General features: G+C 60.7%; 19 protein-coding genes and 1 tRNA gene. 10 read left to right on the plus strand and 10 right to left on the minus strand.

Translation table 11 applies throughout. From position 1 onward, the window contains the following. Positions 1-48 precede the first annotated feature (48 nt). The 10 genes from QMN23_RS09250 to QMN23_RS09295 form a co-directional block, all read right to left on the minus strand. Positions 49-3,177 carry a DUF3427 domain-containing protein gene (locus QMN23_RS09250; RefSeq protein ID WP_282003616.1) on the minus strand — a complete coding sequence of 1,043 codons (3,129 nt, stop codon included), beginning with the start codon at positions 3,175-3,177 and terminating at the stop codon, positions 49-51. Further along, positions 3,174-3,578, minus strand: coding sequence for a (deoxy)nucleoside triphosphate pyrophosphohydrolase (locus tag QMN23_RS09255; protein ID WP_282003618.1), 405 nt, complete (start codon positions 3,576-3,578; stop codon positions 3,174-3,176). Before QMN23_RS09255 ends, QMN23_RS09250 begins: the two co-directional genes overlap by 4 nt. Positions 3,579-4,008: 430 nt before the next feature. Beyond that, positions 4,009-4,083, minus strand: a tRNA-Gly gene (locus QMN23_RS09260). A 149-nt stretch (positions 4,084-4,232) separates the two neighbouring features. Then, a complete protein-coding gene (locus QMN23_RS09265) occupies positions 4,233-4,418 on the minus strand; it encodes a hypothetical protein (protein WP_282003620.1) in 186 nt (61 codons plus the stop codon). 290 nt (positions 4,419-4,708) lie between these two features. Further along, positions 4,709-6,412, minus strand: coding sequence for a cytochrome b/b6 domain-containing protein (locus QMN23_RS09270; protein ID WP_282003622.1), 1,704 nt, complete (start codon positions 6,410-6,412; stop codon positions 4,709-4,711). A gap of 18 nt (positions 6,413-6,430) precedes the next feature. After that, positions 6,431-8,131: a nickel-dependent hydrogenase large subunit gene (locus tag QMN23_RS09275; RefSeq protein WP_282003624.1), complete on the minus strand. Its 1,701-nt coding sequence runs from the start codon at positions 8,129-8,131 to the stop codon at positions 6,431-6,433. 60 nt (positions 8,132-8,191) lie between these two features. Further along, entirely contained in the window at positions 8,192-9,394 is a 1,203-nt protein-coding gene (nrfD, locus tag QMN23_RS09280; protein WP_282003625.1) for an NrfD/PsrC family molybdoenzyme membrane anchor subunit, read from the minus strand. Beyond that, positions 9,387-10,493 carry a hydrogenase 2 operon protein HybA gene (gene hybA, locus QMN23_RS09285; RefSeq protein ID WP_348835258.1) on the minus strand — a complete coding sequence of 369 codons (1,107 nt, stop codon included), beginning with the start codon at positions 10,491-10,493 and terminating at the stop codon, positions 9,387-9,389. Before hybA ends, nrfD begins: the two co-directional genes overlap by 8 nt. Further along, positions 10,480-11,631 carry a hydrogenase small subunit gene (locus QMN23_RS09290; RefSeq protein WP_282003629.1) on the minus strand — a complete coding sequence of 384 codons (1,152 nt, stop codon included), beginning with the start codon at positions 11,629-11,631 and terminating at the stop codon, positions 10,480-10,482. Before QMN23_RS09290 ends, hybA begins: the two co-directional genes overlap by 14 nt. Positions 11,632-11,960: 329 nt before the next feature. Beyond that, complete coding sequence (locus QMN23_RS09295) at positions 11,961-12,569, minus strand: TetR/AcrR family transcriptional regulator (RefSeq protein WP_282003631.1); 609 nt, start codon at positions 12,567-12,569, stop codon at positions 11,961-11,963. Between the two features lie 293 nt (positions 12,570-12,862). On the opposite strand from QMN23_RS09295, the gene QMN23_RS09300 reads away from it, so the two are divergent. The 10 genes from QMN23_RS09300 (at position 12,863) to QMN23_RS09345 (ending at position 24,409) form a co-directional block, all read left to right on the plus strand. Then, positions 12,863-13,795 carry a YeiH family protein gene (locus QMN23_RS09300; protein WP_282003632.1) on the plus strand — a complete coding sequence of 311 codons (933 nt, stop codon included), beginning with the start codon at positions 12,863-12,865 and terminating at the stop codon, positions 13,793-13,795. Between the two features lie 23 nt (positions 13,796-13,818). Next, positions 13,819-14,274: a universal stress protein gene (locus QMN23_RS09305; protein WP_282003634.1), complete on the plus strand. Its 456-nt coding sequence runs from the start codon at positions 13,819-13,821 to the stop codon at positions 14,272-14,274. Between the two features lie 333 nt (positions 14,275-14,607). Further along, entirely contained in the window at positions 14,608-15,063 is a 456-nt protein-coding gene (locus QMN23_RS09310) for an SRPBCC domain-containing protein (protein WP_282003636.1), read from the plus strand. A gap of 81 nt (positions 15,064-15,144) precedes the next feature. Then, positions 15,145-16,671 (plus strand): mercuric reductase, encoded by a 1,527-nt coding sequence (locus QMN23_RS09315; protein WP_282003638.1) that lies wholly within the window; start codon positions 15,145-15,147, stop codon positions 16,669-16,671. 314 nt (positions 16,672-16,985) lie between these two features. Beyond that, positions 16,986-17,690, plus strand: coding sequence for a GntR family transcriptional regulator (locus tag QMN23_RS09320; RefSeq protein ID WP_282003639.1), 705 nt, complete (start codon positions 16,986-16,988; stop codon positions 17,688-17,690). Between the two features lie 114 nt (positions 17,691-17,804). Then, positions 17,805-19,121: a citrate (Si)-synthase gene (locus QMN23_RS09325; protein ID WP_282003641.1), complete on the plus strand. Its 1,317-nt coding sequence runs from the start codon at positions 17,805-17,807 to the stop codon at positions 19,119-19,121. A 60-nt stretch (positions 19,122-19,181) separates the two neighbouring features. Further along, on the plus strand, positions 19,182-20,774 hold the full coding sequence (locus QMN23_RS09330) for an acetyl-CoA hydrolase/transferase C-terminal domain-containing protein (RefSeq protein ID WP_282003642.1): 1,593 nt from the start codon (positions 19,182-19,184) through the stop codon (positions 20,772-20,774). 29 nt (positions 20,775-20,803) lie between these two features. After that, complete coding sequence (locus QMN23_RS09335) at positions 20,804-21,406, plus strand: acetate uptake transporter (protein ID WP_282003644.1); 603 nt, start codon at positions 20,804-20,806, stop codon at positions 21,404-21,406. 378 nt (positions 21,407-21,784) lie between these two features. Beyond that, a complete protein-coding gene (locus QMN23_RS09340; RefSeq protein ID WP_282003646.1) occupies positions 21,785-23,503 on the plus strand; it encodes a SulP family inorganic anion transporter in 1,719 nt (572 codons plus the stop codon). Positions 23,504-23,536: 33 nt separating this feature from the next. After that, complete coding sequence (locus QMN23_RS09345; protein ID WP_282003648.1) at positions 23,537-24,409, plus strand: polyphosphate kinase 2 family protein; 873 nt, start codon at positions 23,537-23,539, stop codon at positions 24,407-24,409. Positions 24,410-24,654: the final 245 nt, after the last annotated feature.

Consider the following 24,654-nt stretch of genomic DNA (forward strand, 5'->3'; position numbering starts at 1 on the left):
CTACATACGCAGTTTACGAGGCGTTGAATAACTGAATTTCCACAAGATCTATCCACCCCGCCGATTATCCTCAAACATCTCCACCGGCATGGCATACCTGAGCCGCCAGACCATCTTGATCGGCCGCTCGCTTTCGTAACTCACCATATCCACCGGCCCCAGGTAGGTGAACGGCACCGTCACGTGGTTCCGCTTCTTCTGCCCACGGGCAAAGACCAGAACAGTATAGCCCCGCTCCTGATGGTGAATCAGGTTCTGGCCGTCGGTGTGGTGCTGGGCGGTGTTGGCCTGTGACTCCCAGTGCAACAGTTCCCGGCTGATGGGGTAATCCGCATACATGGTGCTGGGGGAGAACTCCTTCTCCGTCTTCTGAAAGGTCACCAGCAGGGCATAGGTCTTGATGTCGGCAAAATGGAACGATCCGATCCCGGTCTGACCGGCGCTCTCCAGGTTGGCCCGGCCAAAGGCGGCTTGAATCTCTTTGTTGCCATACTGGGCGTGCAACTCCAGCGGCACGGCAAATGGCAGCTCCGGAGCGATTCCGGCGACCTCGGTGCTATCCAGTGACCAGGCCAGAATCTCATCCAGATCGGCGCAGACCGTCGGATTGGCGACCAGCCGCTGGAAGGCATCGGCCAGCGACGCTATCCCCACTTTCTCAGCCTTATCCCCCCATATGCGGTAATAGAGGAGCATGGCCGTTGTACCGGCCAGCTCCAGCGCCTCGGCCATCTGCCCGGCCGCCAGCATGGCCAGCACCTGTCGCAGCAGGGCCGCTTCACGTGGCCCATTGATGAAGGCTGCCCGGATCAGCGCCTTCTTCAGCCGCGCCAGATCGGGATCGACCGGGATCGGCGCCAACTGGGCCTTGGCTTTCCACTCGCTCCACGACTCCTTGGCCAGCAGAACCTCCGGCTCGTAATCGTGGTAGCGGATAAAGTTGCCAAAGGTCAGCTCCTGCCCGGTCTCGCTGGTAAAGGTCTGGAGCCGGTCCGGCACCTGCACCGCCAACCGGCCAAGGTTTTCCCGGATGTTCTCCAGCACGTACTGGCGGGAGAGCCGGTCAAGCTGGATGGCGCAGCCGGCCGGGAGGTGGGGGAAATCCTGCTCCACTTCCTTGTCGATGGAGAAGCGGTGCCGGGGGAGGAGCGCTTTCAGTTTGGTGTCGATGCGGTAGCGGCGGTGGGCCTGACCGACAAAGTCGAGCACGGTGAGACAGTCCTTCTCCGGGGCATGGCGCAGGCCGCGGCCGAGTTGCTGGAGAAAGACCGTCAGGCTCTCGGTGGGGCGGAGGAAGAGGACGGTGTTGATCTCCGGCACGTCCACCCCTTCGCTCAGCTTGTCTACGGTGAAGAGGAAGGTGAGCTGGCCGTTCTTTAGCCGGGCCAGCAGGTCGGCGCACTTGTCGCTGTCGCTGTTGGAGGTAAAAGCGGCGGACGGGATGCCGTGCTGGCTGAACTGCTCGGCCATGTATTCGGCATGGCGGATGGTGACGCAGAAGCCGATCCCTTTGAGGCTCGCCACGTCCGGCTCGTAGCGGTGCAAGGCGGTGATGATCGCCGCCACCCGCTGGCGGGCGCGGGCCGGGTCCAGCACGTAGACATTCTCCAGCGCGGCGGCGTCGTACTTGCCATTGCGCCAGAACTGGTCACCGTTGATGGCGATGGGGTCGGCAATGCCGAAATAGTGGAACGGGCAGAGAAGCTTTTCCTCCAGCGCTTCGGGGAGGCGGATTTCCGCGGCAAAGCGATTGCCGAAATCGGCGGCCACGTTGTCGCCGTCCATCCGCTCGGGGGTGGCGGTGAGGCCGAGGAGAATCTGCGGGGTGAAGTGGTCGAAGATGGGGCGATAGCTGCTGGCGGTGCCGTGGTGGGCCTCGTCAACCACGATGTAATCGTAGAAGCCGCTGCCAACCAGCTGCCAGAGCCGGCGGGAGGTGAGCATGCCGACGGAGCAGAACAAGTGCTCCAGACGGGTGGCTTCAAAAGGGCCGACCTGCAATTCGCCGAAGTTCTGGTCGCGCAGGATGTTGCGGAAGGTGCCGAGCGCCTGCTGGAGAATCTCTTGGCGGTGGGCCAGAAAGAGGAGCCGCGCCTGGCGCTTTCGCAGGTCATAGAAGCGCTTGAAGTCGAAGGCCGCCACCACGGTCTTGCCGGTGCCGGTGGCAGCGATGACCAAGTTGCGCCAGCGGTCGTGGGCGATTCGCTCCCGCTCCAGCGCTTCCAGAATCCGCTCCTGAAACGGGTGGGGGGTGAGGTCGAAGAAGACCGCCGGGCCGCTGGCATCTCTGTTCTTGGCGCGGGCCAGGGCACTGCGAAACTGCTCCGGCCGCTCCGGGTCAAAGGGGGCAAACTCCCGGCTGTTCCAGTAGGTCTCGAACTCGACGCTGAACTTCTCCAGCACATGGGCCATGTCCTGCGCGGTCACCTTCAGGTTCCACTCCAACCCGCTGGTGATGGCCGCCTGGGACATGTTGGCCGAACCGATGTAGGCGGTGGAAAAGCCGCTCTGGCGCCGGAAATGGTAGGCCTTTGCATGGAGCCGGGTCCGCTCGGTGTCGTAGGAGACCCGTACCTGCACATTGGGGAGCTTGGCCAGCCACTCCACTGCCGGGGCATCGGACGCCCCCATGTAGGAGGTGGTGATCACGCGCACCGGCACACGCCGGTCCCGCAGGTCCTCGAAGGCCGGCATCAGGAGGCGCAGGCCGGACCACTTGATGAATGACACCAGGATGTCCACCCCATCGGCGGAGCGCATCTCTTCGTGCAATTCATGGGCAAGTTGTGGTTCGTGGGGCGAGCCGGTAAAGAGGCTGCTTTCGGCGAGGGATGTATGGGGGCGTGGAAGACCTGATTGACCGTAATTTGGAGGGGTGATCTCCAGGAGGAGCGGCTTTTGTTCCTGGACGAGGCGATGTTTTTCCAGATGCCCCCTGCCCGGCTCACTGGCAACCTGGCCAAGGATCCGGTTGCAGAGGGCCAGACGCCGTTCCGGGTCTGTTTCTTCGCGCAGCGCCTGCTCCAGCACCTTTGCCACGAATGCTGCGTAACGGGGTGGCTGTTCCTCCTGGTCGATCTTGCCGAAGACCCTGCGCAGTTCCGGATGCTTCTCAAGGGTTTCGCGCAGGTACTCGTCTATGAGTGAATCATAGATGCCGGGAACAAGATGTTTCATCGGGAGCCCGCACCCCTTCCGGCACGATACGACGCGATCACCGGCAGATCGGCCTCGGCCCAGTCGAGGGTGTGGAGTTCATCGGGAGGAAGCCAGGTTATGGCAGCGTGTTCGTGGAGGATGATCTCTCCAGATTCGATAGTGCAGAGGAAGGGATAAAGGGTGATCGCGAACGTCGAGTACTGATGGGTGCTGACGGGAAGGCTCTGCCCCACGCGCACGTGGACCGCCATTTCCTCCACAAGCTCCCGCCAGAGGCATTCTTCGGGCGATTCACCGGGGTCGATCTTGCCACCGGGGAATTCCCACTTGAGCGGCAGGCTCATGGCGGCGCTCCGCTGGGCGGCAAGGACGAGGCCGTCTCGCTCGATGATGGCGCAGGTGACGTGGATATGCTTCAACGAGGACAACACCTGAAATTGCCTCCAAGTTCATTACTGGCCGTAGTCTTCAGGAGAAGACCTCCAGCCTCGGCCAACCATTAAAATGCCCTGCCCACCAACTTCAATCATCACGCAAGTGCAAGTATTCTTAATAAGCCATTTCATATTGCAGGTCAACCGGGAGAAATCCTGATAAGCTCTTTTGCAGCCCGCCCGAGAGAGTAGGCCCAAACAGGGTTACAGTCGTTTTTTCACGGTCAAACGAGAGCCGATTTTTGAATCTGGGCACAGTTTGGGCACAGGATGGGCACAGGCTTGACTGGTTCGATAGGGAATTTATTCCGGAGATGCCTTAAGGAGAGATCAAAGAGGTAAGCGGAAATCGCTAACAAACAGTAAATACGAACGAAAAAGGGGCCAGATTCTTGATCTGGCCCCTGGGCTTTCATGGAGCGGGAAACGGGATTCGAACCCGCGACTTCAACCTTGGCAAGGTTGCACTCTACCACTGAGTTATTCCCGCGCAACAGGTTCCCGTTATATAGCAAATGAGCTTTTAAGCGTCAACCATTTTTTTTCGTTCTCCCGCCGGTCGCGAGCCGGGAAAACAGGCCGTCGCGCCGATCATGCCGGATTTTGCGAGGGAAATTCCAGCTCACCGGCGACGCCCCGTCAGGCGTTGTTGAGCACGACCGGCAGCGGTTCCGATTCCCAGGTGACTTCAGGGTACAGCGATCGGTCGAGCCGGAGGTAAGTGCCGTCAATGCCGCTCTCCGCCCACCAGCAATTCCGGTCCCGGCGCGGCATATTGTTAAACAGATAGAGATCGCCATCCTTATCACGGGCAATGTACAACATACGTCTTCTCTCCTCAGCTACCGTGGCCCAGCCGGGCAATGCAATGCCGGACATAGTACCATGGCCATGTTTCATTATTGTTGCGAACCGCAAAACTGGCTGCGAACTTTGGCAACCGGTGCACGCCAGTATAATACCGCGCCGGGGCAATTGTTAAACGAATTCTTTTCCGCTGCCGGCAAGACGAAGGGGGCAGATCGTGTATCCGCCCCCTCGCCAGGCCGGCTGAAGGCCTGCATGAGATCCTTGTCACGATGGGCTGCGTGGTCCCTTGCGGCCCATTACGGCATTTATTCGGCTGTCGGCTTTTCCTCCTCTTCCCGTTCCTTTTCCCAGCCGGTCCACATCGTCCTGATTTCGGAGAATGGCGTCGGACCAAGGGTCGTCAGGTAGAAGTGGAAGAATACAAAGGCGCAGAGGCAGCAGGCTGTCAGAAAATGGAGCCCGTCGATCAGCTTGATTCCGCCCAGCGTGAACAGCATTCTCCGGAGCGGCATGATGTCCAGCAGCAGGAACCCGGTGACGATCACCAGCGGCATGAAGACAAACATGATTACGAGATAGGCGATCTTCTGCAAGGCATTGAACTTGTTTTCCGGGGTGGCATGGAAGGGGTTCGGCTTGCCGCGGAAATAGTTGAAAGCGTAGTAGAGTGCCTGGCGAATCAGGCCATGCTTCATATCTTCGCCGTTGGGAACGTAAATCTTGCCGATGCTGCGGGAAATCACCACGTAATACAGCACCCAATAGACCATGGAAACCGTCACCGTGATTCCGGCCGTGTTATGGAGATATACCGCCGCCTTGTAACTGCCGAACAGGTCGACCGTGTCGGGGAAACGAATCTGAACCCCGGTGGCGCATAAGGTGACAATGCTCAGGGCGTGAATCCAGTGCCAGATCCTGACTGGGGTCGGCTGCAGATAGACGATGACTTCCCGGGCGGGGAGGGGGGTGCCGTGTTCTCTTCTCCTGCGGGTCAGAAAACGGATGAAGCCATGGCCCATCGGGATGATGATCCCGCAGGCGATGAGGAGCGCGCCGATGATGCTCAGCTGTTTATTGCGGGTCGCGCCGGTCATGTAAAAGTCGGGGGTGCCGTAGAGGGCGTCGAGAACTGCCCCCTTTTCGACCGGTATTCGGATATAGCCGGCGGTCTTGGTCGGGAACGATACATAACACACCTGCATGATCTTGGTCCCCGAAACGTGGCAAAAGGTGCAATCCCAGCGGTTGTCGAGAATCTGGTAACTGTGGGTCATTATCCTGGGCATTATCGTGCCCCGCAATCGCATGCCGTTCGAGCGGGCCGTGCGGTTGAAGCTGCGCAATTCCGACAGCGAAATGAAATTGTCGCCGTTGGCGTCGATCAGCGACGATACTTCCCGGCCGCCGGTTGCCTCGTGCAACTCCTGGTAGTCCGGCATGTGGAAATTGCCCTGCCGGTCCTCTTTTTCGATAAACAGGTCGATAGCGTAGTTTTTTGAACCGGTATGGCAGGTGATGCAGGGCAGGGCATTCAGGTGGAGTTCCGTCTGGGGGAGCCATTGCCGGTGGCTTTTCACGCTGGCCGGCAGCATGTGGCACCGGTTGCAGATGGCGTTGATTTCCACGGCGGACATATAGGCCAGCTTCCGTACATGGTGCGGGTTGTGGCAATCGGCACAGGCGGCGTTCCTGGCATGCATGCTGGCGGCGTATTCCCCGACAATCGCACCATGGCATTCCCTACAGCTGGCATGCGCCGGCTTGATACCGTCCGCGGGGTGTTTGTCGGTCACCGAATCGTGGCAGGAGGAGCAGCCGACGAACCGATGGCTCGTTTCGGCAAATTGCTGCGGATCGATATAAAGGCGTGCTCCCCCTTGCTCGATGATGGCCCGCGTGCCGTGACAGCCGAGGCACTCGCTGTTCTCCCGCGCCGCCAGGGAGTGCGGTTGAAGTAACGCCATTGCCAGGGCTGTCGCCCACAATCCTTGCCAAATCCTTCGCATAATGCCTCCGCACTGTTCCTACAGCGCCCTGACCCTGACGATTTCCCTGTTTTTCCTGTCCACCATATGGATCGCGCATGCCAGACAGGGATCGAAGGAGTGAATGGTCCTGAGCACTTCAAGCGGTTTATCCGCCACGGCTACCGGCGTTCCCAGCAGCGAGGCCTCGTACGGTCCCGGCTGATCTTTGGCGTTTCGCGGGCTGGAATTCCAGGTTGACGGGACAACCGCCTGATAATTTTTTATTTTCATGTCCTCAATCACGACCCAGTGCGACAGCACTCCCCGGGGCGCCTCGTGTATGCCGACGCCGCTGATTTCGCCTTTGGGGAACTCCGGGGGGATAAAGGTGGCAAGGTCTCCGGTGCCGATATTTTCGATCAAGAGCTGCCACTGCTTGCGAAGTGTTTCGTAGAGCACGGCCGCCCGCACCGCCCGTGCGGCATGGCGGCCGATGGTGGACTGGAGGGCGCCGATGCCCATCGATTTCCCGGCAAGGGAGCCGATCATCGAAAGGGCCTTGTCCGTCTGCTTCCGGGTCGGCGCATGCCCTGCGGCATAGAGACAAAGGACGTTTGCCAGCGGTCCGACCTGGGCGGGCGCGCCGTTGAACGTCGGGGCCTTGACCCAGGAATACTTGCCGCCCTCCTGGAAATCGGTATAGTGCGGCTCCGTTTCCTCTTCCCATGGCGAACGGTCCCAGTCGCCGGCATACCAGGAGTGCTTGATACTCTCATTGACGCCCCGGCTGAAGAATTGATCGTGGAAGCCGGTGATCGGCCGGTACTGCGCAAGGTTCCCGTTCGGGATGTACCCGCCGGGGAGGTCGAAGGCGGTCCCTTTGCTGTCGAGCGGGTACTCGGGAACGGAGAGATAGTTCGTCACTCCCGCGCCGTGTTCGGTCCAATCGCTGTAGAACGCGCCGATGGCGCACACATCCGGGAGGTAGACGTTGTCGATGAAATCGCCGAGTTCGTCGATGAGCGTCTTGACGTAGTAAAGCCTTTCCATGGAAAGGGCGGACGGGCTGTCGTTGTTGAGCGGGTTGGCAACGCCGCCGACCGCCAGATTCTGGATATGCGGCGTCTTGGCGCCGAGGATCGCGATGATCATGTTGGCCCGGCGCTGTACCTCCAGCGCCTGCAGATAATGGGTGCAGGCCAAAAGGTTCACTTCCGGGGAGAGCTTCATTGCCGGATGCCCCCAATAGCCGTTGGTGAAGATGCCGAACTGGCCGCTGTCGGCAAGTTTTTTCAGCTTCTCCTGCGTCTGGGCCAGTTCCTGAACGCTGTTCAGGTGCCAGGAGGAAATCCCCTGGGCAAACGATGCGCTTTTGGCGGGATTGGCCTTTAGTGCCGCGGGCACATCGATCCAGTCAAGGGCGGAAAGGTGATAAAAATGGACAATATGGTCCTGAATGGCATGAGCGGCGATCATGATGTTGCGGATGTATTGCGCATTCAGGGGGATCTCCATGTTAAGGGCGTTTTCGACCGCCCTTACCGAGGCTATTGCATGAACGGTGGTGCAAACGCCACAGATTCGCTGTGTATAGAGCCACGCTTCGCGGGGATCGCGCCCTTTGAGGATAACCTCCATTCCCCGCCACATTTGTCCCGACGCCCAGGCCTTGCTCACCCTGCCGCCGGCCAGTTCGCAATCTATTCTGAGGTGACCTTCTATCCTGGTTACCGGATCAATGGTGATTCGTGTTGACATACCATCCTCCCTGTTGTCCACGCGGTTGATCTGAGTCCACCGGCGCCAGCCGAATCGTGCTCAATGATCTGTTTCGGGAAACAGATTCAGGTATTTTGCGCAGACCTTGAAGCCGAGAATCGCAAAGGCAATCATCCCGGACGTAAGAATGAGCTCCATCGCCGAGGGGAAATAGTCCGCCCCCGTCCGGTTCGCGTAATCCGAAATCGCGAAGATGCCGACATCGAGCCGATTGAGAAGCACCCCCAGGATCACCAGAATACTCGCCACGAAAATTGTATCAAGATTCCTCCGGTTTGACCTCTTTGCCAGCAGGGCGACGGGGATGACCACCCCGACCGCCATTTCCAACAGCCACATGACTCCCAGGAATCCGCCGTCGATCAGCGCGCCAAATCCCGGCCCGGCGGCAAGGAGGCCGATCTTCATGGCACAGTAGAGTGAACCGACGAGCACAACTCCCCTGGACAGGCCCTCAAGCACATCGAGCGGCGTTTTATGGTTGAAAACCTTGCCCGTCAGGATGGTTTCGAAGCTGACCATCGACAGCCCCATCATGATCGACGAAACGAGGAACAGGTAGGGGAGGAGCTTGCTGTACCAGAGCGGCGACAACTTGCCGGGCACGATCAGGTAGTTGGCACCCAATGACGACTGGTGAAGCAGTGAAAGGGCGACCCCGAACATCACCGCCCCGATCATGCCGCGGCCGACGATATGCAGGGCGCGTTGCCAGCCGAGCTTCTCGAAAACCATCGGGCTCGATTCCGTTGCCAGCGTGCTGAGGTAAAGCACGAGATGGAGGGCAACGATGAACATGACCGAGTTGACCTGCCACATGATCAGCGGGTGCCAGATGACAAACGAGCGGCCGACGTCGAGGGTGATGGAGATGGCTGCCAGCAGGTAGCCGAAAAACGCATTGAGGATCGAGGCCCGGGCGATGCATTGGTATTTTTTCCAGTTCAGGATATAGACCGCGCCGGCAATCAGGAATGCCCCTGCCGCCATTGCCACCCCGCCCAGTACGTCGAAGGATATCCAGAGGCCCCACGGCCAGTAGTCGTTCATGTGGGTCGAGGCCCGCAGTCCCCAGCCGAGGCGGTAGACCGCCACGAGAGCCGCCGCTGCCATCAGGAGAATAAGGAAACGGGTGAAGGGGGTATCCATCTTTATGCCGAGATGCTTGCTGTGGCTGTCGTCGAGGAGCCTGTTCATCGCTCCGCCGGCGGTTTGGCCGATATAGCGGGTAAAATCAATCATGGCCGCCCCCTTTCTCTTTGCGGTTCTTGTCCAGGCGACCGGTTATGGCGTGAATGCCGGTTCCACCAACAAATACCGCGAGAAAGACCCATGGGATTTTGGCGATGTATGCCCAGGTAAGATCCGGCAGGGCGGAATCGGGGATTTTCTTGCTGAAACCGAGCAGGTCAAATGAAATCCCCGACAGCATGAGGTTCTGTGTCCCTCCCGCCTCATTCAGGCCATAGATCCGGTCCGCATAGGGGGCAACCGTTCTGGTATTTACCTCCTTCGCGCCCAGCGTCCGGATGGGGTAATCGTACCGGGAGCCCGGCTTCAGATTGAATCTTCTTTTCGCCTCTTCGCGGAGCTCGACGACTTTTCCGAAAATGGTGGCGCCGGTCGGGCAAAATTCCGCGCAGGCCGAATATTTCCCCTCCTTGAAGCGATGGTGGCAGAGCTGGCATTTCCTTACTTCGGGCCAGACCGAATCCCATTCATAGCGGGGGATGTTGAAGGGGCAGGCAATCTGGCAGTAACGGCAGCCGATGCAGCGGTACGCTTCATAGTAAACCACGCCGTTGTGCGGGTCCTTGACGAACGCCCCCGCCGGGCATACCGAAACGCAGGCCGGGGTAATGCAGTGCAGGCACTGCTGTTTGAAAAAGGCATGACCGTTTACCGGGGTATCTTTGCGTTCGCCGCTACCGTTTCGATAGGCCTTGATGATACTGAGCGTTTTCCCGGAAAGATCCTCTGCCGCATCCCAAACCCCTTCATTTCCCTCAATCCCGTCGGTTTCGTAAGGGGGAGAGGCCATTTTCTCCGTCTGTTCGGTTTTGCTGCACCGCAGGGAATCGGTAACTCCCGACGCGACACCTTCCTTGTAGAGGGCACCGCCAGGCACGCTGTTGTAAATTTTGCAGTTGACCATGCATGACTTGCATCCGATGCAGAGGGTCGCGTCATAGAGCAACCCGACCGCTTCCGGAGGGAGTTTTTTGCTCATTCTGGCTTCGGTTGATGAGACTCCAGCCGCCAGGACAAGCCCGCTCCCGGCAACACCTTTCAAAAATTGACGTCTGCTGATGGACATGGCGCTCCTCCTAACCCTGATCATGCCCTTCGCTACCGGAGTCAGGTCCGTGTTGGTCCTTTTCGCGGCTTTTCCCCAGACCGGTGAGCATGGCCGCGCCCGCCGCACCGACCACCAGGCCGGCTGTCCCGCTCGCAAACGCTTTCAGCCCCGCCGGTACCCCCTGTTTGTTGGGGAATGCTTCGGCAAAGAAGGTCGGCGGCGTGAACTCTTTAATGGTCGCAAGCGTATGCAGCGGCGTTGAAAAACCGACCCCTCTCTCGGCGCAGCCGAAGCAGGGATGGCCGGTCCCGACCGGCCAGGATCCGGCCCCGACATCGCCGAACTGTACCGACGGGCAGTTCGCGTGGGTCTCCGGTCCCTTGCAGCCGAGCTTGTACAGGCAGGCCCCCTTTCTGTGCAGCTCGTCGCCGAACTGGGTGGCAAACCGGCCGGCATCGAAATGCGGCCTTCGTTCGCAGTTTTCGTGGATGAGCCTGCTGTAGGCGAATTTCGGCCGCCCTTGGGCGTCGAGCGCGGGAAGCTTGTGGTAGGTGATGTAATAGAGCAGGGTGGAAAGCAGATTGTACGGATTCGGCGGGCACCCCGGGATCGTCACCAGCGGTTTCCCGCCGACGAGCGCGGGAATTCCCTTCGCTTCGGTGGGATTCGGTGCTGCCGCCGCCACGCCCCCCCAGGAGGCGCATGAGCCCATCGCCACTATTGCCGCTGCATGCCGCGCCGTTTCGTTGAGGATCTCCAGGGCTGTTTTCCCGGCGATCTTGCAATAGATGCCGTTATCTTTTGTCGGGACGGCGCCGTCTACTACCAGGATGAACTTGCCGCGGTTGTTTTGTATCGATAGTTCCCTGGCCGATTCCGCCTGACGCCCGGCAGCGGCGGCAAGGGTTTCCGAATAATCCAGGGAAATCAGGCTGAGGATCAGCTGTTCAATCGTCGGATGGTTGGCACGCAGCAGGGACTCCACACAGCCGGTGCATTCCTGGAATGAAAGCCAGATTACCGGCGGCCGACCCGGATTGACGACGGCATCGGCAATCCTGATCCCCGCACTGACCGGCAAACCCATGCTGACGGCCATAATCGAGCAATACTTGATGAAGTCGCGACGGGAAACCCCACCAATGTGCTGGTTCGCATCATTCGAGTCGTTAGTTTTCATCGGGATCTCTCCTCTACCAAACCCCGCAGCATAAGCAGGAATATTGTGACCCAATGAGCAGTTCGGTTGCTCCTCTCCCTCCCTTGTTATCTGTCGATTGCACAGTTAATGGGCTTGGCTAACCAAGCGCGGTTCAATCGGTCCAATTCGTCACCCATGCCTGTCTCTGGCGCGCTTGCTGAAATCAGGATTGTGCCGGTGCGTTCTCATGTCATACACCTCCTTTTGTCAGCGCAATCGTCTGGCGACAGTTAACACAACAATGCACGGCCCAACATGCCGCTGTCAGGCACATGCTTTGTCTCTATTTATAGTGTCTTGTAGCGATGCTAATACGTTACGGTTTCACTAATACTGTCGTGCAGCAATTGGATAACATGCTCTGCCACCACCTGCGGATCGTCCTGATGGGGCAGGTACCCCGGCATGAGATGGCGTGTAGCTCCCGCCTCAAAGTGGAAATACACCAGGCCGATGATTGAAATCGCCAGCAGGTGCGGGTCGTATCGGTCGTCAAGTTCTGAGGCCAGGTGATAGATGGCAATGAACAGGTCCTTGAACACACAATGCGATAATTTTTGCAGTCTCGCTTCGTTGCTATCCAGTGCCGCCCACTGCATCAGCCGGATAAAGTTCTTGTCCGTTGCCATTACCCGGGCATTTTCGGTGATGAATTCCTCAAGCCGTTGCCGCGGGGACCCTCCGCCGGCAAGGATTTTCTTCAGCACGGCCAATCTCTCCTCGAATGCGTACGCGACGACGTCGAGGTAGAGATTTTCCTTGTCCGGGAAATGGTAATAAAGCGCGGCCGGGGTAACGCCGACTGTCGAGGCGATATCGCGCATCGCCACCCCATCGTAGCCGTACCTGGCGAACAGGGGAACCGACAGTTCAAGAATCTCTTCACGCGTTTTCCTTTTGGCTACGACCTGGAGCATGGCACCTCCATATAAACTTAACAAACGTTTAGTAAAAAAATATCACATTCGAATGGAATGGCAAGCTGCCGGGAGTTCTCCCCTAGCCCGTAGGTCGTGTCATCCCGGCGGCGCGGCGCCGGGATTTATCGGTCGGGATAGGGGCGTGCCGGTAATTTGTCCGTGGGGGGAGGCGACTCGTCGCTGGAGTTGGCTATATAAATTGCATTGATGATAAATATGAATATTATTGATTTTTACTTATGACTGTTTTCCTCTATGATACGCTTAACCTATGGCGAAAGGAGACGAGGATGAAAGCTGCCAGCGGATTGCGGATTCTCTTTTGGGTATTGTTAGTGGGGTGCTGCTGGCCGGGGGTATCCGCCCCCATGGCGTTGGTTGCCGGCATCACCTTCGGCATTGTGGTCGGCAATCCCTGGGGCGCCACCACGTCGAGCTGGAGCCGGCGCCTGCTGCAAGCGTCGGTGGTCGGCCTGGGGTTCGGCATGAATCTGCCGGAATTGCTCAGAACGGGCAAAGAAGCCTTTGTCTACACGGCGATCAGCATCAGCTTCACCATGATCGTCGGGTATCTGCTCGGGAAGTTTTTCCGCACCCCGCCACGCATTTCTTCCCTGATCTCGTTCGGCACCGCCATCTGCGGCGGCAGCGCCATCGCCGCCATGGCGCCGGTGATCAAGGCGGAGTCGGAGGAGACCGGCGTTGCCATGGCAACGGTGTTCACGCTCAATTCCATTGCCTTGCTGCTCTTCCCGCCGGTGGGGCATCTTCTCGGGATGGGGCAGCGGCAGTTCGGCCTCTGGTCGGCGTTGGCCATCCACGACACGAGTAGCGTCGTCGGGGCGGCGGCCGCCTATGGCGGGCTTGCCCTGGCGGTCGGCACGACGGTCAAACTGACCCGGGCGTTGTGGATCATGCCGTCGGCCCTGCTTGCCACCTGGTTCACCAAGTCCGAAGGGAAGGTGAAATTCCCGCTCTTTATCATCGGCTTCATTGTCGCGGCGGCCGTCAAGACGATGCTGCCCCAGTTTGACAGCGTCTGGCACCCGTTGAACAGCGTGGCGAAGCAGAGCCTGGTGGTGACCCTGTTCCTGATCGGCACCGGCCTGACCAGGGAGGTCCTGGGGAGGACCGGCGTCAAACCGCTGGCCCAGGGGGTAATACTGTGGGCGATCGTCTCGGTGACGAGCAGTGCCGCCATAATGCTGGGCTGGATCAACTGAACTCCCGGGCGAAAGGAATGATCATGAAAACGATCGAAACGATACTGTTTGCCACCGATTTTTCGACCATCAGCGACTACGCCTTCGACTATGCCGCAACCCTGGCGACGACATGCACGGCGCGGCTGGTGGTTATCCACGTGGTCCCCCACCAGGAAGACCTGCGGAGTTTTTACGTGCCCCACATCGCCTTCGACGAGCTGGACAAGGAAGTCGAGGCCGGGGCGCGCAAGAAAATGGCGGAGTTTACCGAAAAATATCTGGGGCGGTTTCCCGGGGCAACTTCCTGCGTGGTGACCGGGGTGCCCTACGAGGAAATCCTCAACAAGGCCGCCGAAGAAAAGGCATCGCTGATTGTCATGGGGACCCACGGCCGCAAGGGGTTCGAACATTTTATCTTCGGCAGCACCGCGGAGCGGGTCGTGAAGACCTCGCTCTGTCCCGTGCTGACCGTGCGGCCGCCGCAGCACCACGATTGAGGGCCAGCCGGGGTGGCCGCCAGGCAGGCTGCACACGGGAGGAGCCCCGCCCTGTGTCTGCCGGCGGCCGCCCCCTTCCTACCGCTCATGGTATCCGAGCACGCGGGCATCGTCTTCCGGGCTTTGTTCCCGTCGTCGGTTGCCCCCGCCTTCCCGCCCGCTCGCCCCGTGGCGCCCGTTGCCGCGGGACAATCCCGCAAAGCATGTTATATTCTTGGCAGCACATCTCCCGTGACCGACTGGCCCGGCTCGGCCTCCTGCGGGGGCTGAGGCCCGGCCGCCAGCCTGTCGTCGCGGGATGGGCAATACTATGGATCATCGAGGAATACGGCGGTGCATGAAATCACAACGGAATTGACGCTGGCGGCGCCGGTCGACCGCATCTGGGAACTGCTCACCGACTGTCCGCTCTACCCGCAGTGGAACCCGCTTTTCCCCCGGGCCGCGGGGAGGCTGGAGACCGGCGGACGCCTGGAAATCCAGGTAAAGCTCCCCGGCATGGAGCCGTTCACCATCACCCCCGAGGTGGTGTCGGCCGAGGCGCCGAGTTGCGTCTGCTGGCGGCACACGCTGCTGTTCGCCGGGTTGTTCAGCTGGCGTTACTGTTTCGAGCTGGAAGCGTCGGCCGCCGAGCAGGTCAGCTTCATCCAGCGCTCAACGTTTGGCGGCGTTCTGGCGCCGCTCTTTACTCTTGCTCTCGGCGCTTTGCTCAAGGAGGGCTTGGCGGAACTGAATCGGGCGGTCAAGCGGTGGGGGGAAAAGGGCAATGTCCGCTGTCTCAAGTGCTGAAGCCGCCGAGTCTCGGTCGTCGGTCGCCGGCGAGCGGTTCCGGGCGGGCGACGCGCCAACGAGACGGCGAGAGGAGGGTGGATGAGCGACGGGCCGTTGGTTCTCCCGGATAACGGTTTCAACCGTGCCCTGGTCGGCAATGTTCATCCTGCCGACTGGACGAACCCCGAACCGGCCGGTTGCTATAACCTGGTAGTGATCGGCGCCGGTACCGCCGGGCTGGTCGCCGCCGCCGGGGCCGCGGGGCTCGGCGCCAGGGTCGCCCTGATCGAACGGCATCTCCTTGGCGGCGACTGCCTCAATTACGGCTGCGTCCCCTCCAAGGGGCTCATCCGCGCTGCCAGGGCCATTTATGACGTGCAGCGTTCAGCCGAATTCGGCGTGGCGGGCGGAGCAGGGCTCGCCAGCGATTTCGGCGCGGTGATGGAGCGGATGCGGCGGCTCCGGAGCAAGATCAGCCCCCACGACTCGGCCCGCCGTTTCCGGGACGAGCTCGGGGTGGATGTCTTCTTCGGCACCGGGCGTTTCGCCGGGCCGGACACCATCGAAGTGGCGGGGCAGCTGCTGCGTTTCAAGCGGGCCGCCGTCTGCACCGGGGCGCGGGCTGCAGCACCCCCTATCCCGGGGATCGAGGCGGCCGGATACCTCACCAACGAGACGGTCTTTTCGCTGACCGCCCTTCCTCGCCGGCTCGCGGTGATCGGCGGCGGGCCCATCGGCTGCGAGCTTGCCCAGACCTTCGCCCGGCTCGGCAGCAACGTCACCGTCGTCGAGCATGTCGGGCATCTCCTCCCGCGGGAGGATGCGGATGCCGCCGCGGTTGTCCAGCAGGCGCTGCTGCGGGACGGGGTCGAGCTCTGCCTCCGGGCGAAGGTCGTCGGGGTGACGGCAACGGGACACGGCAAAACGATCAGCGTCGAACAGGATGGTACGCCACGGGAACTGGTCGTCGACGAGATCCTGGTCGGCGTCGGCCGGGCGCCGAACGTGGCGGGACTTGACCTGGAGCGGGCCGGGATCGCCTACGACCCGCAACAGGGGGTGACGGTCGACGAGCGGCTGCGGACCACCAACCGGCTGGTCTTTGCCGCCGGCGACATCTGCTTTCCCTACAAATTTACCCATACCGCCGATGCCCTGGCCCGGATCCTCATTGCCAATGCCCTGTTCATGGGCCGGCAGAAAACCTCGGCGCTGGTCGTCCCGTGGTGCACCTATACCGATCCGGAGGTGGCCCACGTCGGGATGAGTGCGAAGGAGGCGGCGGCCAAGGGCCTCGACGTCACCACCCTGACCGTCCCGCTGGCCGAGGTGGACCGGGCGCTTTTGGACGGCGAGAGCGAAGGCTTTGCCCGGGTGCATCTGCAAAAGGGGACCGACACGATCCTCGGCGCCACCATCGTCGCGCGTCACGCCGGCGAGATGATCAACGAGCTGTCCCTCGCCATGACCGCCGGGGTGGGGCTCTCCGCCATCGGCCGGACCATCCATCCCTATCCCACCCAGGCGGAGGCGGTGAAGAAGCTGGCCGACGCCTACAACCGCACCAGGTTGACGCCGTTGGTGAAGCGGCTGCTGACGACGTGGCTGAAATGGCAGCGGCGCTAACGGCGGCCGCTGCTTTGCCGGGCTAATCCTCAGGTCCCATCCCGTCATCCGGTGCGCTGGCTTTTGCCCCACCCCCGCAGTATTTTGCCTACCGCTTTCAAGTACCCGGGGTGGGGGGGCGCCCCCGTTGCATCCCTTTCAGCTCTATTCCCGCCGATCACCTGCGCCGGGGGCATCGTCCGCGCTCCTGTCTATTTATTGCGAGTGTAAAAATTTACCTAAAATAAAACTGTCGACACTTTTTGCTTGATTAACGGTTTTGTTGGCGTTATTTTGCCTGTGAAGCGGCTGATACCAAAGGAGGTGTCGACAAAATGGATTTACCGTTGAGCGATAACGATCAATCCGCCACTCCGTTAACCGACCGGATCTTCGACCTCTTGCAGGATGCGATTATCAAGGGCGAGATCCCCGCGGGGGGCAAAATCTCCGAGCCGGAACTGGCCAAGACCTACGGCATAAGCCGGGGTACGCTCCGTGAAGCCCTGAGCCGGCTCGAAGAGCGGCAACTCGTGGTCAGGTCACCGAACCACGGCGCCCGGGTCATTTCGCTGTCGTATGAGGAGCTGATCGAAACCTACCAGATTCGGGAAGTCCTGGGAGGGTTGGGGTGCCGGCTGGCCGTCCAGAACATGACCGATGGCGAGATCGAGGAGCTGAAAAGGCTTCTTGACGAGCATGAGAAGAGCATCAAGGAAGATCAGGGCCTTTCCTATTACCAGAAGGAGGGCGAGTTCGATTTCCATTACCGGATTCTGCAGGGGAGCCGCAATAAGAAGCTGTTGGCCATTCTGGATGGCGGGCTTTACCAGCTGATCCGGATGTACCGCTACCAGTTCAGTACCGACAGCCAGCGGCCCTTGCAGGCGCTCAAGGAACATCGCCGGATCGTCGACGCCATTGAAGAGCGGGATGAGGAACTGGCGGAACTGCTGATGCGGCGCCATATACGGACGGCGCGCCTCAGTGTCGAGGCCCGGCAGATAAAAGCGATGGCCGGCGAAAGGGGCAAGGGCTGAGTTTACGTTAACCAAGTATGCGGTGGCCGTATCGAACGAACGGAGAAAGGAGGTTGTGCAGCCGGTTCAGGATTGATCATTTCAGGGTAATCACCACGAAAGGAGAGCAGTACGATGGCATTGAAAGAAACACTGAGACAGAAAATCGACGAATTTCGTCCCCGCACCACCAGGCTGGCCAAAGAGTTCGGCAAGGTCAAGATCGACGAGGTCACCATCGAACAGTGCATCGGCGGCGCCCGCGACATCCGTTGCCTGGTTACCGATATTTCCTATCTGGACCCGCAGGAGGGGATCCGGTTTCGCGGCAAGACCATTCCCGAAACCTTTGCCAGCCTTCCCAAGGCCCCGGGGTCGGATTACCCGACCGTCGAATCATTCTGGTATTTCCTGCTGACGGGCGAAGTCCCCAGCCAGGCCCAGGTCGATGCAGTGCTGGCCGAATGGAAGACCCGCCAGGAAGTTCCCCCGTATGTTTTCGATACCATTCGAACATTGCCACGGGACAGTCATCCCATGGCGATGCTTTCGGTGGGGATCACCGCTATGCAGCGGGATTCCAAATTCGCCGCCCTCTACAATTCCGGCGCATTCAACAAGTTGACCGCCTGGGAAACCGTCTATGAAGACGCCAGCGACATCGTCGCCCGTATCCCGGTCATTGCCGCCTTCATCTATAACCTGAAATACCAGGGGGATCGGCAGGTCGCCATCGACCCCACGCTGGACATGGGGGCCAATTTCGCCCAGATGATCGGGCAGGGGGAGGCGTACAAAGACGTGGCGCGGATGTACTTCATCCTGCACTCCGATCATGAATCGGGCAATGTCTCCGCCCACACCACCCACCTGGTGCATTCCGCGCTTTCCGATCCCTACTATGCCTATGCCGCCGGTTTGAACGGCCTGGCCGGGCCGCTCCACGGCCGCGCCAACCAGGAAGTGCTCGACTGGACCATCAAGTTCCAGGAGAAGTACTGCAAGGATCGCGAGCCGACCAAAGAACTCATTACCAAGGCATTGTGGGATACCCTCAACTCCGGCCAGGTGATCCCCGGTTACGGCCATGCCGTTTTGCGCAAAACCGATCCCCGCTATATTTCCCAGCGCGAGTTCTGCCTGAAGCATCTGCCGGAGGACCCGCTCTTCAAGCTGGTGTCGATGATTTTCGAGGTGGCACCGGGCGTTCTCACCGAGCATGGCAAGACCAAGAATCCGTGGCCCAACGTCGATGCCCAGTCCGGCGTCATCCAGTGGCATTACGGGGTCAAGGAGTGGGACTACTACACCGTTCTTTTCGGGGTCGGCCGGGCGCTCGGCTGTATGGCCAATCTCACCTGGGACCGCGGGCTCGGTTATGCTATCGAGCGACCGAAATCGGTGACCACCCCCATGCTTGAGGAGTGGGCGGCGCAAGGCGGCCGGCGGTAGTCCCCGGTCTAAAAATTTGTCTGTACTGTATACAATAAAACAAAACAGGAGTTTAACGTTATGGAATACGGCACCCTGCAGGAGCGTGTGCGCTGCAAATCGTTACTGAGCAAAGTCATGAAGGCGGAAGATACCATTCCTTTCTTCAAGGACGGGATGAGCCTCGGCTGGTCGGGCTTTACCCCCGCCGGTTATCCCAAAGCGGTCCCCATTGCCCTTGCCGACCACGTGGAGAAGAACAATCTTCAGGGGAAGCTGCGCTTCAACGTCTTCACCGGCGCATCTGTCGGTGCCGAGACGGAAGATCGTTGGGCCACCCTGGACATGATCGATCGCCGTTGGCCCTACCAGACCGGCAAGAACATCGCCGCCGGCATCAATGAAGGGCGGATCAGAATGGGCGACAAGCATCTCTCGCTGTTCGCCCAGGATCTCGGCTACGGGTTCTATACGAAGGATACGCCGGGCGGCAGACTGGACCTGGCGATCATCGAGGTATCGGCAATCACCGAAGAGGGGGGGCTGGTCCCGACCTCTTCCGGCGGCGTCATCCCCGAAATAGTCACGATGTGCGACCGGATCATCGTCGAGGTCAATGTGGGACAGCCTTCCTTCGAGGGGATGCACGACAACCTCATCTGCAACAATCCACCGAACCGGCAGGTGCTGAACATCACCAAGGCCGATTCGCGGATCGGCACCACCTTCGTTCCGTGCGACCCGGCGAAGATCGTCGCCGTTGTCGAATCCCGCCATCGCGACAACGGGCGGGCCTTCTCCGAGCAGGACGAGACCTCCGAGGCCATCGCCAACCACATCATCGACTTCTTCAGTCACGAGGTGAAGGCCGGCCGTCTGCCCAAGAATCTGCTGCCGCTCCAGTCGGGGGTCGGCTCCATTGCCAACGCCGTCATCGGCGGCCTGGCGAAAGGTCCCTTCGCCGATCTCAGCGTCTATACCGAGGTGCTGCAGGATACGATGCTCGACCTGATCGATTCGGGCAAACTCGCCTGCGCCTCGTCCTGTTCGCTCTCCCTTTCCAAGGATGAAGGCTTTCCGCGCTTTTTCGCCGCGATGGACAAGTATGCCGGCAAAATCCTGCTCCGGCCGCTTGCCATCTCCAATGCCCCGGAGCCGATCCGCCGCCTCGGGGTCATTGCCATGAACACCCCGGTGGAGATCGATATTTACGCCCATGCCAACTCGACCCTCGTCGGCGGCACCAGGATGATCAACGGGATCGGCGGTTCCGGCGATTTCCTCCGCAACGGTTTTCTCAAGATCATGCACACCCCGTCGAGCCGTCCCTCCAAGACCGACCCCACCGGTATCACCTGTGTCGTGCCCCACTGCTCGCACATCGATCATACGGAACACGACCTCGATTGCGTGGTGACCGAACAGGGGCTGGCCGACCTGCGGGGGCTGGCGCCGAAAGAGCGCGCCAGGCGGATCATCGAGAAGTGCGCCCATCCCGACTACAAGCCGATCCTTGCCGAATATCTGGAGATTGCCACCAAGGAATGTCTCGCGCGGAAAGTGGGCCATGAGCCCCAGCTGTGGGACCGGGCCTTCAAGATGCAGCTGAATCTGGCCCAGAACGGCACCATGAAAATCAAGAACTGGGATATGAAGATCGATTTGTGTGAATGACCACCGACACTTTATAAGGAGGCGTATGCATGACCCTGAAATCACAAGAAACGGCAACGGTACTGGAACTCAACGATACGACGGCCAACCCGGCGCCGCTCGGGCTCCTCGGCTTCGGCATGACGACCGTTCTGCTCAATCTGCACAATGCCGGAATGTTTCCCCTCGATGCGATGATCCTCAGCATGGGAATCTTCTATGGCGGCCTCGGCCAGATTATTGTCGGCATCATGGAGTGGCGGAAAAACAACACGTTCGGAGCGACCGCCTTTACCTCCTACGGCCTTTTCTGGTTGACCCTGGTTGGCCTGATCATCCTTCCCAATACCGGTTTCATCCAGGCCCCGGATACCTCCGCCATGACGGCGTATCTGGCGATGTGGGGGCTCTTTACCGCCGTACTGTTTATCGGTACGTTGAAAATGAACCGGGCGCTGCAGGTGGTCTTCGGTTCGTTGACGGTACTCTTTTTCCTGCTGGCGGCTGGTGATGCAACCGGCAGCCACGTCATCAAGATCATCGCCGGCTATGAAGGTATCTTCTGTGGGCTGTCCGCCATATACGCCGGTCTGGCCCAGGTGATCAACGAGGTCTACGGGAGAACGGTCGCTCCCCTTGGCCTCGCCGGCTGATCCGCTCATAGGGGGGGGCGTCCCCGCTGATTGCGCGGAGAATCTCCGGCAGAAATGGCGGCGGCCGGCAAAAGGCCGCTGCGGAAGCTGGCAACTCATCTGGCGGCCCGGAATCCGATTGGATTCCGGGCCGTTTGTTGTGCCGCGCTGCAGCGGCGGTCCAGCGCCCTCAGGCGGGGAAATAAATCCCATTCGGCAAACCTTGCTTTTGCAATCCGCCGGCTAATGACGTAATCTTTCCCTACGGAACAAGCGGACGAGGGGGATTATGGGAGGTCAGCGCGACATCGCCGGACAGGGTGCAGCCATCGGCAGGGCCGGGGCGGGGATGAATTGTCATCGTCGGCCGTCGGTCGATCCGGCAGGGGGACACCGGTTATGACCAATGCCGCCGCTCATAACGGCCGGCGCCGGTTCGCCGTGTTCCAGGGGCTCCTTCCGGTCGACCGTTCGCGGGTGCCGGCCGACATCATCGCCGGGATAACGCTGGCAGCCCTGGCCATCCCCGAAGTGATGGGCTACACGAAGATCTCCGGTACCCCGGTCATTACCGGCCTGTACACGATCCTCATCCCGATGATCCTGTATGCCCTGTTCGGTTCGTCCCGCCACCTGGTGGTCGGTGCCGATTCGGCCACGGCGGCCATCCTCGCCTCCAGCATCGCCGGCATGGCGGCCCCACGCTCGGGGGAGTGGGTTGCCCTGGCCGGGCTGCTGGCGCTGATGGCGGCCGGCTTTCTGCTGCTGGCCCGGCTTGCCCGGCTCGGATTCCTGGCCGACTTCCTCTCCCGGACCGTGCTGGTCGGTTTTCTCTCCGGGGTCGGCATTCAGGTCGCCGTCGGCGAGTTGGCCGGGATGCTCGATCTGCCGGTGGCCGGAGACGGCACCATCGCCAAACTGCTCTTTACCGTCCGGGAGATTCGCCAGGCCAATCCCGCTTCGCTGGTGGTGGCGACGGCCGTCCTGGCGGTAATCGTCGGCTCGCGCCGGCTCTCGAAGAAAATCCCCGGGCCGCTGATTGCAGTCAGCGGCGCTATCGTCGCCAGCTGGGCATTCAACCTGCAGGCGTCCGGCGTCCAACTCCTCGGACCGGTGCCGAGCGGACTGCCGACACTGGGGCTGCCGGCGGTAACGATCGACCTGGCGCTGATCGAGCGTCTGACTCCTACCGCCTTTGCCATGTTCGTGGTCATCCTCTCCCAGAGCGCCGCCACTTCTCGCGCCTATGCGGCACACTACAACGAGCGCTTTGACGAGAACGTCGACCTGGTGGGGCTCTGCCTGGCCAACATCGGCGCCGGCCTCTCCGGCACCTTTGTCGTCAACGGCAGCCCGACCAAGACCCAGATGGTCGAAAGCGCCGGGGGGCACAGCCAGCTCTCGCAGCTCACCACCAGCTTCATCGTCCTGATGGTGTTGTTGTTCTTCACCGCGCCGCTGGCCTTCCTGCCGAAGGCGGTCCTCTCGGCGGTAGTGTTCCTGATTGGCCTCGAACTGGTCGACCTGAAGGGGCTGAAGCGGATCTACGCCGAGCGGCCGTGGGAATTCTGGGTGGCGCTGATCACCATGGCGACGGTCGTGCTGGTCGGGGTCGAGCAGAGCATTCTGCTGGCCATTGTGCTGTCGCTCGCCGTCCATACGCGACACGGCTATCTGGTCAACAACATGCTGCTCGTCCACGACCGGACTCTCGGCTGGCGCCAGCGGCCTCTCGGCACCGGCGGGCAGGCGGTCCCCGGCCTGATGATCTATCGCTTCATGCACAACATGTATTACGCCAACAGCCAGGTGCTGAGCGACCAGATCGGCGAACTGGTCAGGAGTGCCGAGCCGCCGCTCGCCTGGTTCTGCATCGATGCGGTCGCCGTCAACGACGTGGATTTCACCGCCGCCGAGACGCTGCGGATCATCTATTACAACCTGGCGAAGCAGGGGGTCAGGCTGGTCTGGTGCGAAGTTGTCGACGAAGTCCGCGCCGGGCTCGACCGCTCCCAGCTCAGCGATCTGTTCGGCCGGGATGCCTTTTTCCCGACGTTCGACGCCGTGGTTGCCGCTTACCGGCAGCGGGACCCCGCCGCGACAGCCCCCTCGTCATGACCGTCGGCCGCCTTGCGGCGCAGGAGGAACAGCATGAACTACCTTGAAAAATTCCGCGTCAAGCCGGGGAGTATCGTCCGGCTGGACAAGATCGATCCGTCGTTCAAGGATAAACATGAGGACCACGCAGCGGCGCTCGACGAGATCGAGCGCTATACCAAACGGCTCCGCGAGCTGCAGTATCTGCTCTACGCCGAGGACCGCCGGTCGCTGCTGATCATCCTGCAGGCGATGGACGCCGGCGGCAAGGACGGCACCATCAACCACGTCCTCGGCAACATGAACCCCCAGGGGGCCCGGGTCTACGGTTTCAAAGTCCCATCTGCCGAGGAGGCGGCCCACGACTTTCTCTGGCGTATTCACCAGGCCGCGCCGCCGCGGGGACAGGTGGCGATCTTTAACCGCTCCCATTACGAGGACGTGCTGGTGACCCGGGTCCACGACCTGGTGCCGAAGAAGGTCTGGGCCAGACGCTACGAGTTGATCAACGACTTCGAAAATAACCTGGTCGCCAACGGCACCCACATCCTGAAATTCTACCTGCACATCGGCAAGGACGAGCAGCTGCGGCGCTTCAAGCAGCGGCTCGACGATCCCGCCCGGCACTGGAAGATCAGTGAGTCCGACTACTCGGAGCGTGAATACTGGGACGACTACACCCGGGCCTTCGAAGACGCCCTGAGCAACTGCAGCACCGACCAGGCGCCGTGGTACGTCATTCCGGCCAACCACAAATGGTTCCGCAACCTCGCCGTCTCGCGGATCGTCGTCGAGACCCTTGAAGCGCTGCGGATGGAGTTCCCGCCGCCGAAGGTGGATATCGGCGAGATCACGGCGCGCTACCACGCGGCGGCGGCGGAAGCGGCGCCGACGGGCGGGGGGAAAGGGAAGAACGGCAGCAGATAGTCGCCGCCGCAGTCACAGCTTCCCCAGTCAGCAGCCTACCCCCGTAACAATCCTCCTTCGCCGGCCGGCGGTTCCGCGGGCAGCGCGTTCCGTGATCTGCCGCCCGATTTTTGCCGCGCCCGGCTTGCAAGTTGTTACCAGTATGGTTAGATATTGTTAACGCGGTGGCGCCGCGCCGGGTGTGTTCGTTGCGGCAGCCACCGGCGGGGCTGTGCCATGCGATGGCAGGAGGGAGGCTGACCATG

The organism is Geotalea uraniireducens (assembly GCF_027943965.1).
Taxonomy (GTDB): domain Bacteria; phylum Desulfobacterota; class Desulfuromonadia; order Geobacterales; family Geobacteraceae; genus Geobacter; species Geobacter uraniireducens.

Excerpts from the sequence above, each read along its gene's own strand:
- QMN23_RS09325 (WP_282003641.1), top strand. The coding sequence starts at position 17,805 with ATGGCATTGAAAGAAACACTGAGACAGAAAATCGACGAATTTCGTCCC.
- QMN23_RS09305 (WP_282003634.1), top strand. The coding sequence starts at position 13,819 with ATGAAAACGATCGAAACGATACTGTTTGCCACCGATTTTTCGACCATC.
- QMN23_RS09270 (WP_282003622.1), bottom strand. The coding sequence starts at position 6,412 with ATGCGAAGGATTTGGCAAGGATTGTGGGCGACAGCCCTGGCAATGGCG.
- QMN23_RS09330 (WP_282003642.1), top strand. The coding sequence starts at position 19,182 with ATGGAATACGGCACCCTGCAGGAGCGTGTGCGCTGCAAATCGTTACTG.
- QMN23_RS09290 (WP_282003629.1), bottom strand. The coding sequence starts at position 11,631 with ATGAAAACTAACGACTCGAATGATGCGAACCAGCACATTGGTGGGGTT.
- QMN23_RS09295 (WP_282003631.1), bottom strand. The coding sequence starts at position 12,569 with ATGCTCCAGGTCGTAGCCAAAAGGAAAACGCGTGAAGAGATTCTTGAA.
- QMN23_RS09320 (WP_282003639.1), top strand. The coding sequence starts at position 16,986 with ATGGATTTACCGTTGAGCGATAACGATCAATCCGCCACTCCGTTAACC.
- QMN23_RS09300 (WP_282003632.1), top strand. The coding sequence starts at position 12,863 with ATGAAAGCTGCCAGCGGATTGCGGATTCTCTTTTGGGTATTGTTAGTG.
- QMN23_RS09335 (WP_282003644.1), top strand. The coding sequence starts at position 20,804 with ATGACCCTGAAATCACAAGAAACGGCAACGGTACTGGAACTCAACGAT.
- QMN23_RS09265 (WP_282003620.1), bottom strand. The coding sequence starts at position 4,418 with ATGTTGTACATTGCCCGTGATAAGGATGGCGATCTCTATCTGTTTAAC.
- QMN23_RS09275 (WP_282003624.1), bottom strand. The coding sequence starts at position 8,131 with ATGTCAACACGAATCACCATTGATCCGGTAACCAGGATAGAAGGTCAC.
- hybA (WP_348835258.1), bottom strand. The coding sequence starts at position 10,493 with ATGATCAGGGTTAGGAGGAGCGCCATGTCCATCAGCAGACGTCAATTT.
- QMN23_RS09315 (WP_282003638.1), top strand. The coding sequence starts at position 15,145 with ATGAGCGACGGGCCGTTGGTTCTCCCGGATAACGGTTTCAACCGTGCC.
- nrfD (WP_282003625.1), bottom strand. The coding sequence starts at position 9,394 with ATGATTGATTTTACCCGCTATATCGGCCAAACCGCCGGCGGAGCGATG.
- QMN23_RS09250 (WP_282003616.1), bottom strand. The coding sequence starts at position 3,177 with ATGAAACATCTTGTTCCCGGCATCTATGATTCACTCATAGACGAGTAC.
- QMN23_RS09340 (WP_282003646.1), top strand. The coding sequence starts at position 21,785 with ATGACCAATGCCGCCGCTCATAACGGCCGGCGCCGGTTCGCCGTGTTC.
- QMN23_RS09345 (WP_282003648.1), top strand. The coding sequence starts at position 23,537 with ATGAACTACCTTGAAAAATTCCGCGTCAAGCCGGGGAGTATCGTCCGG.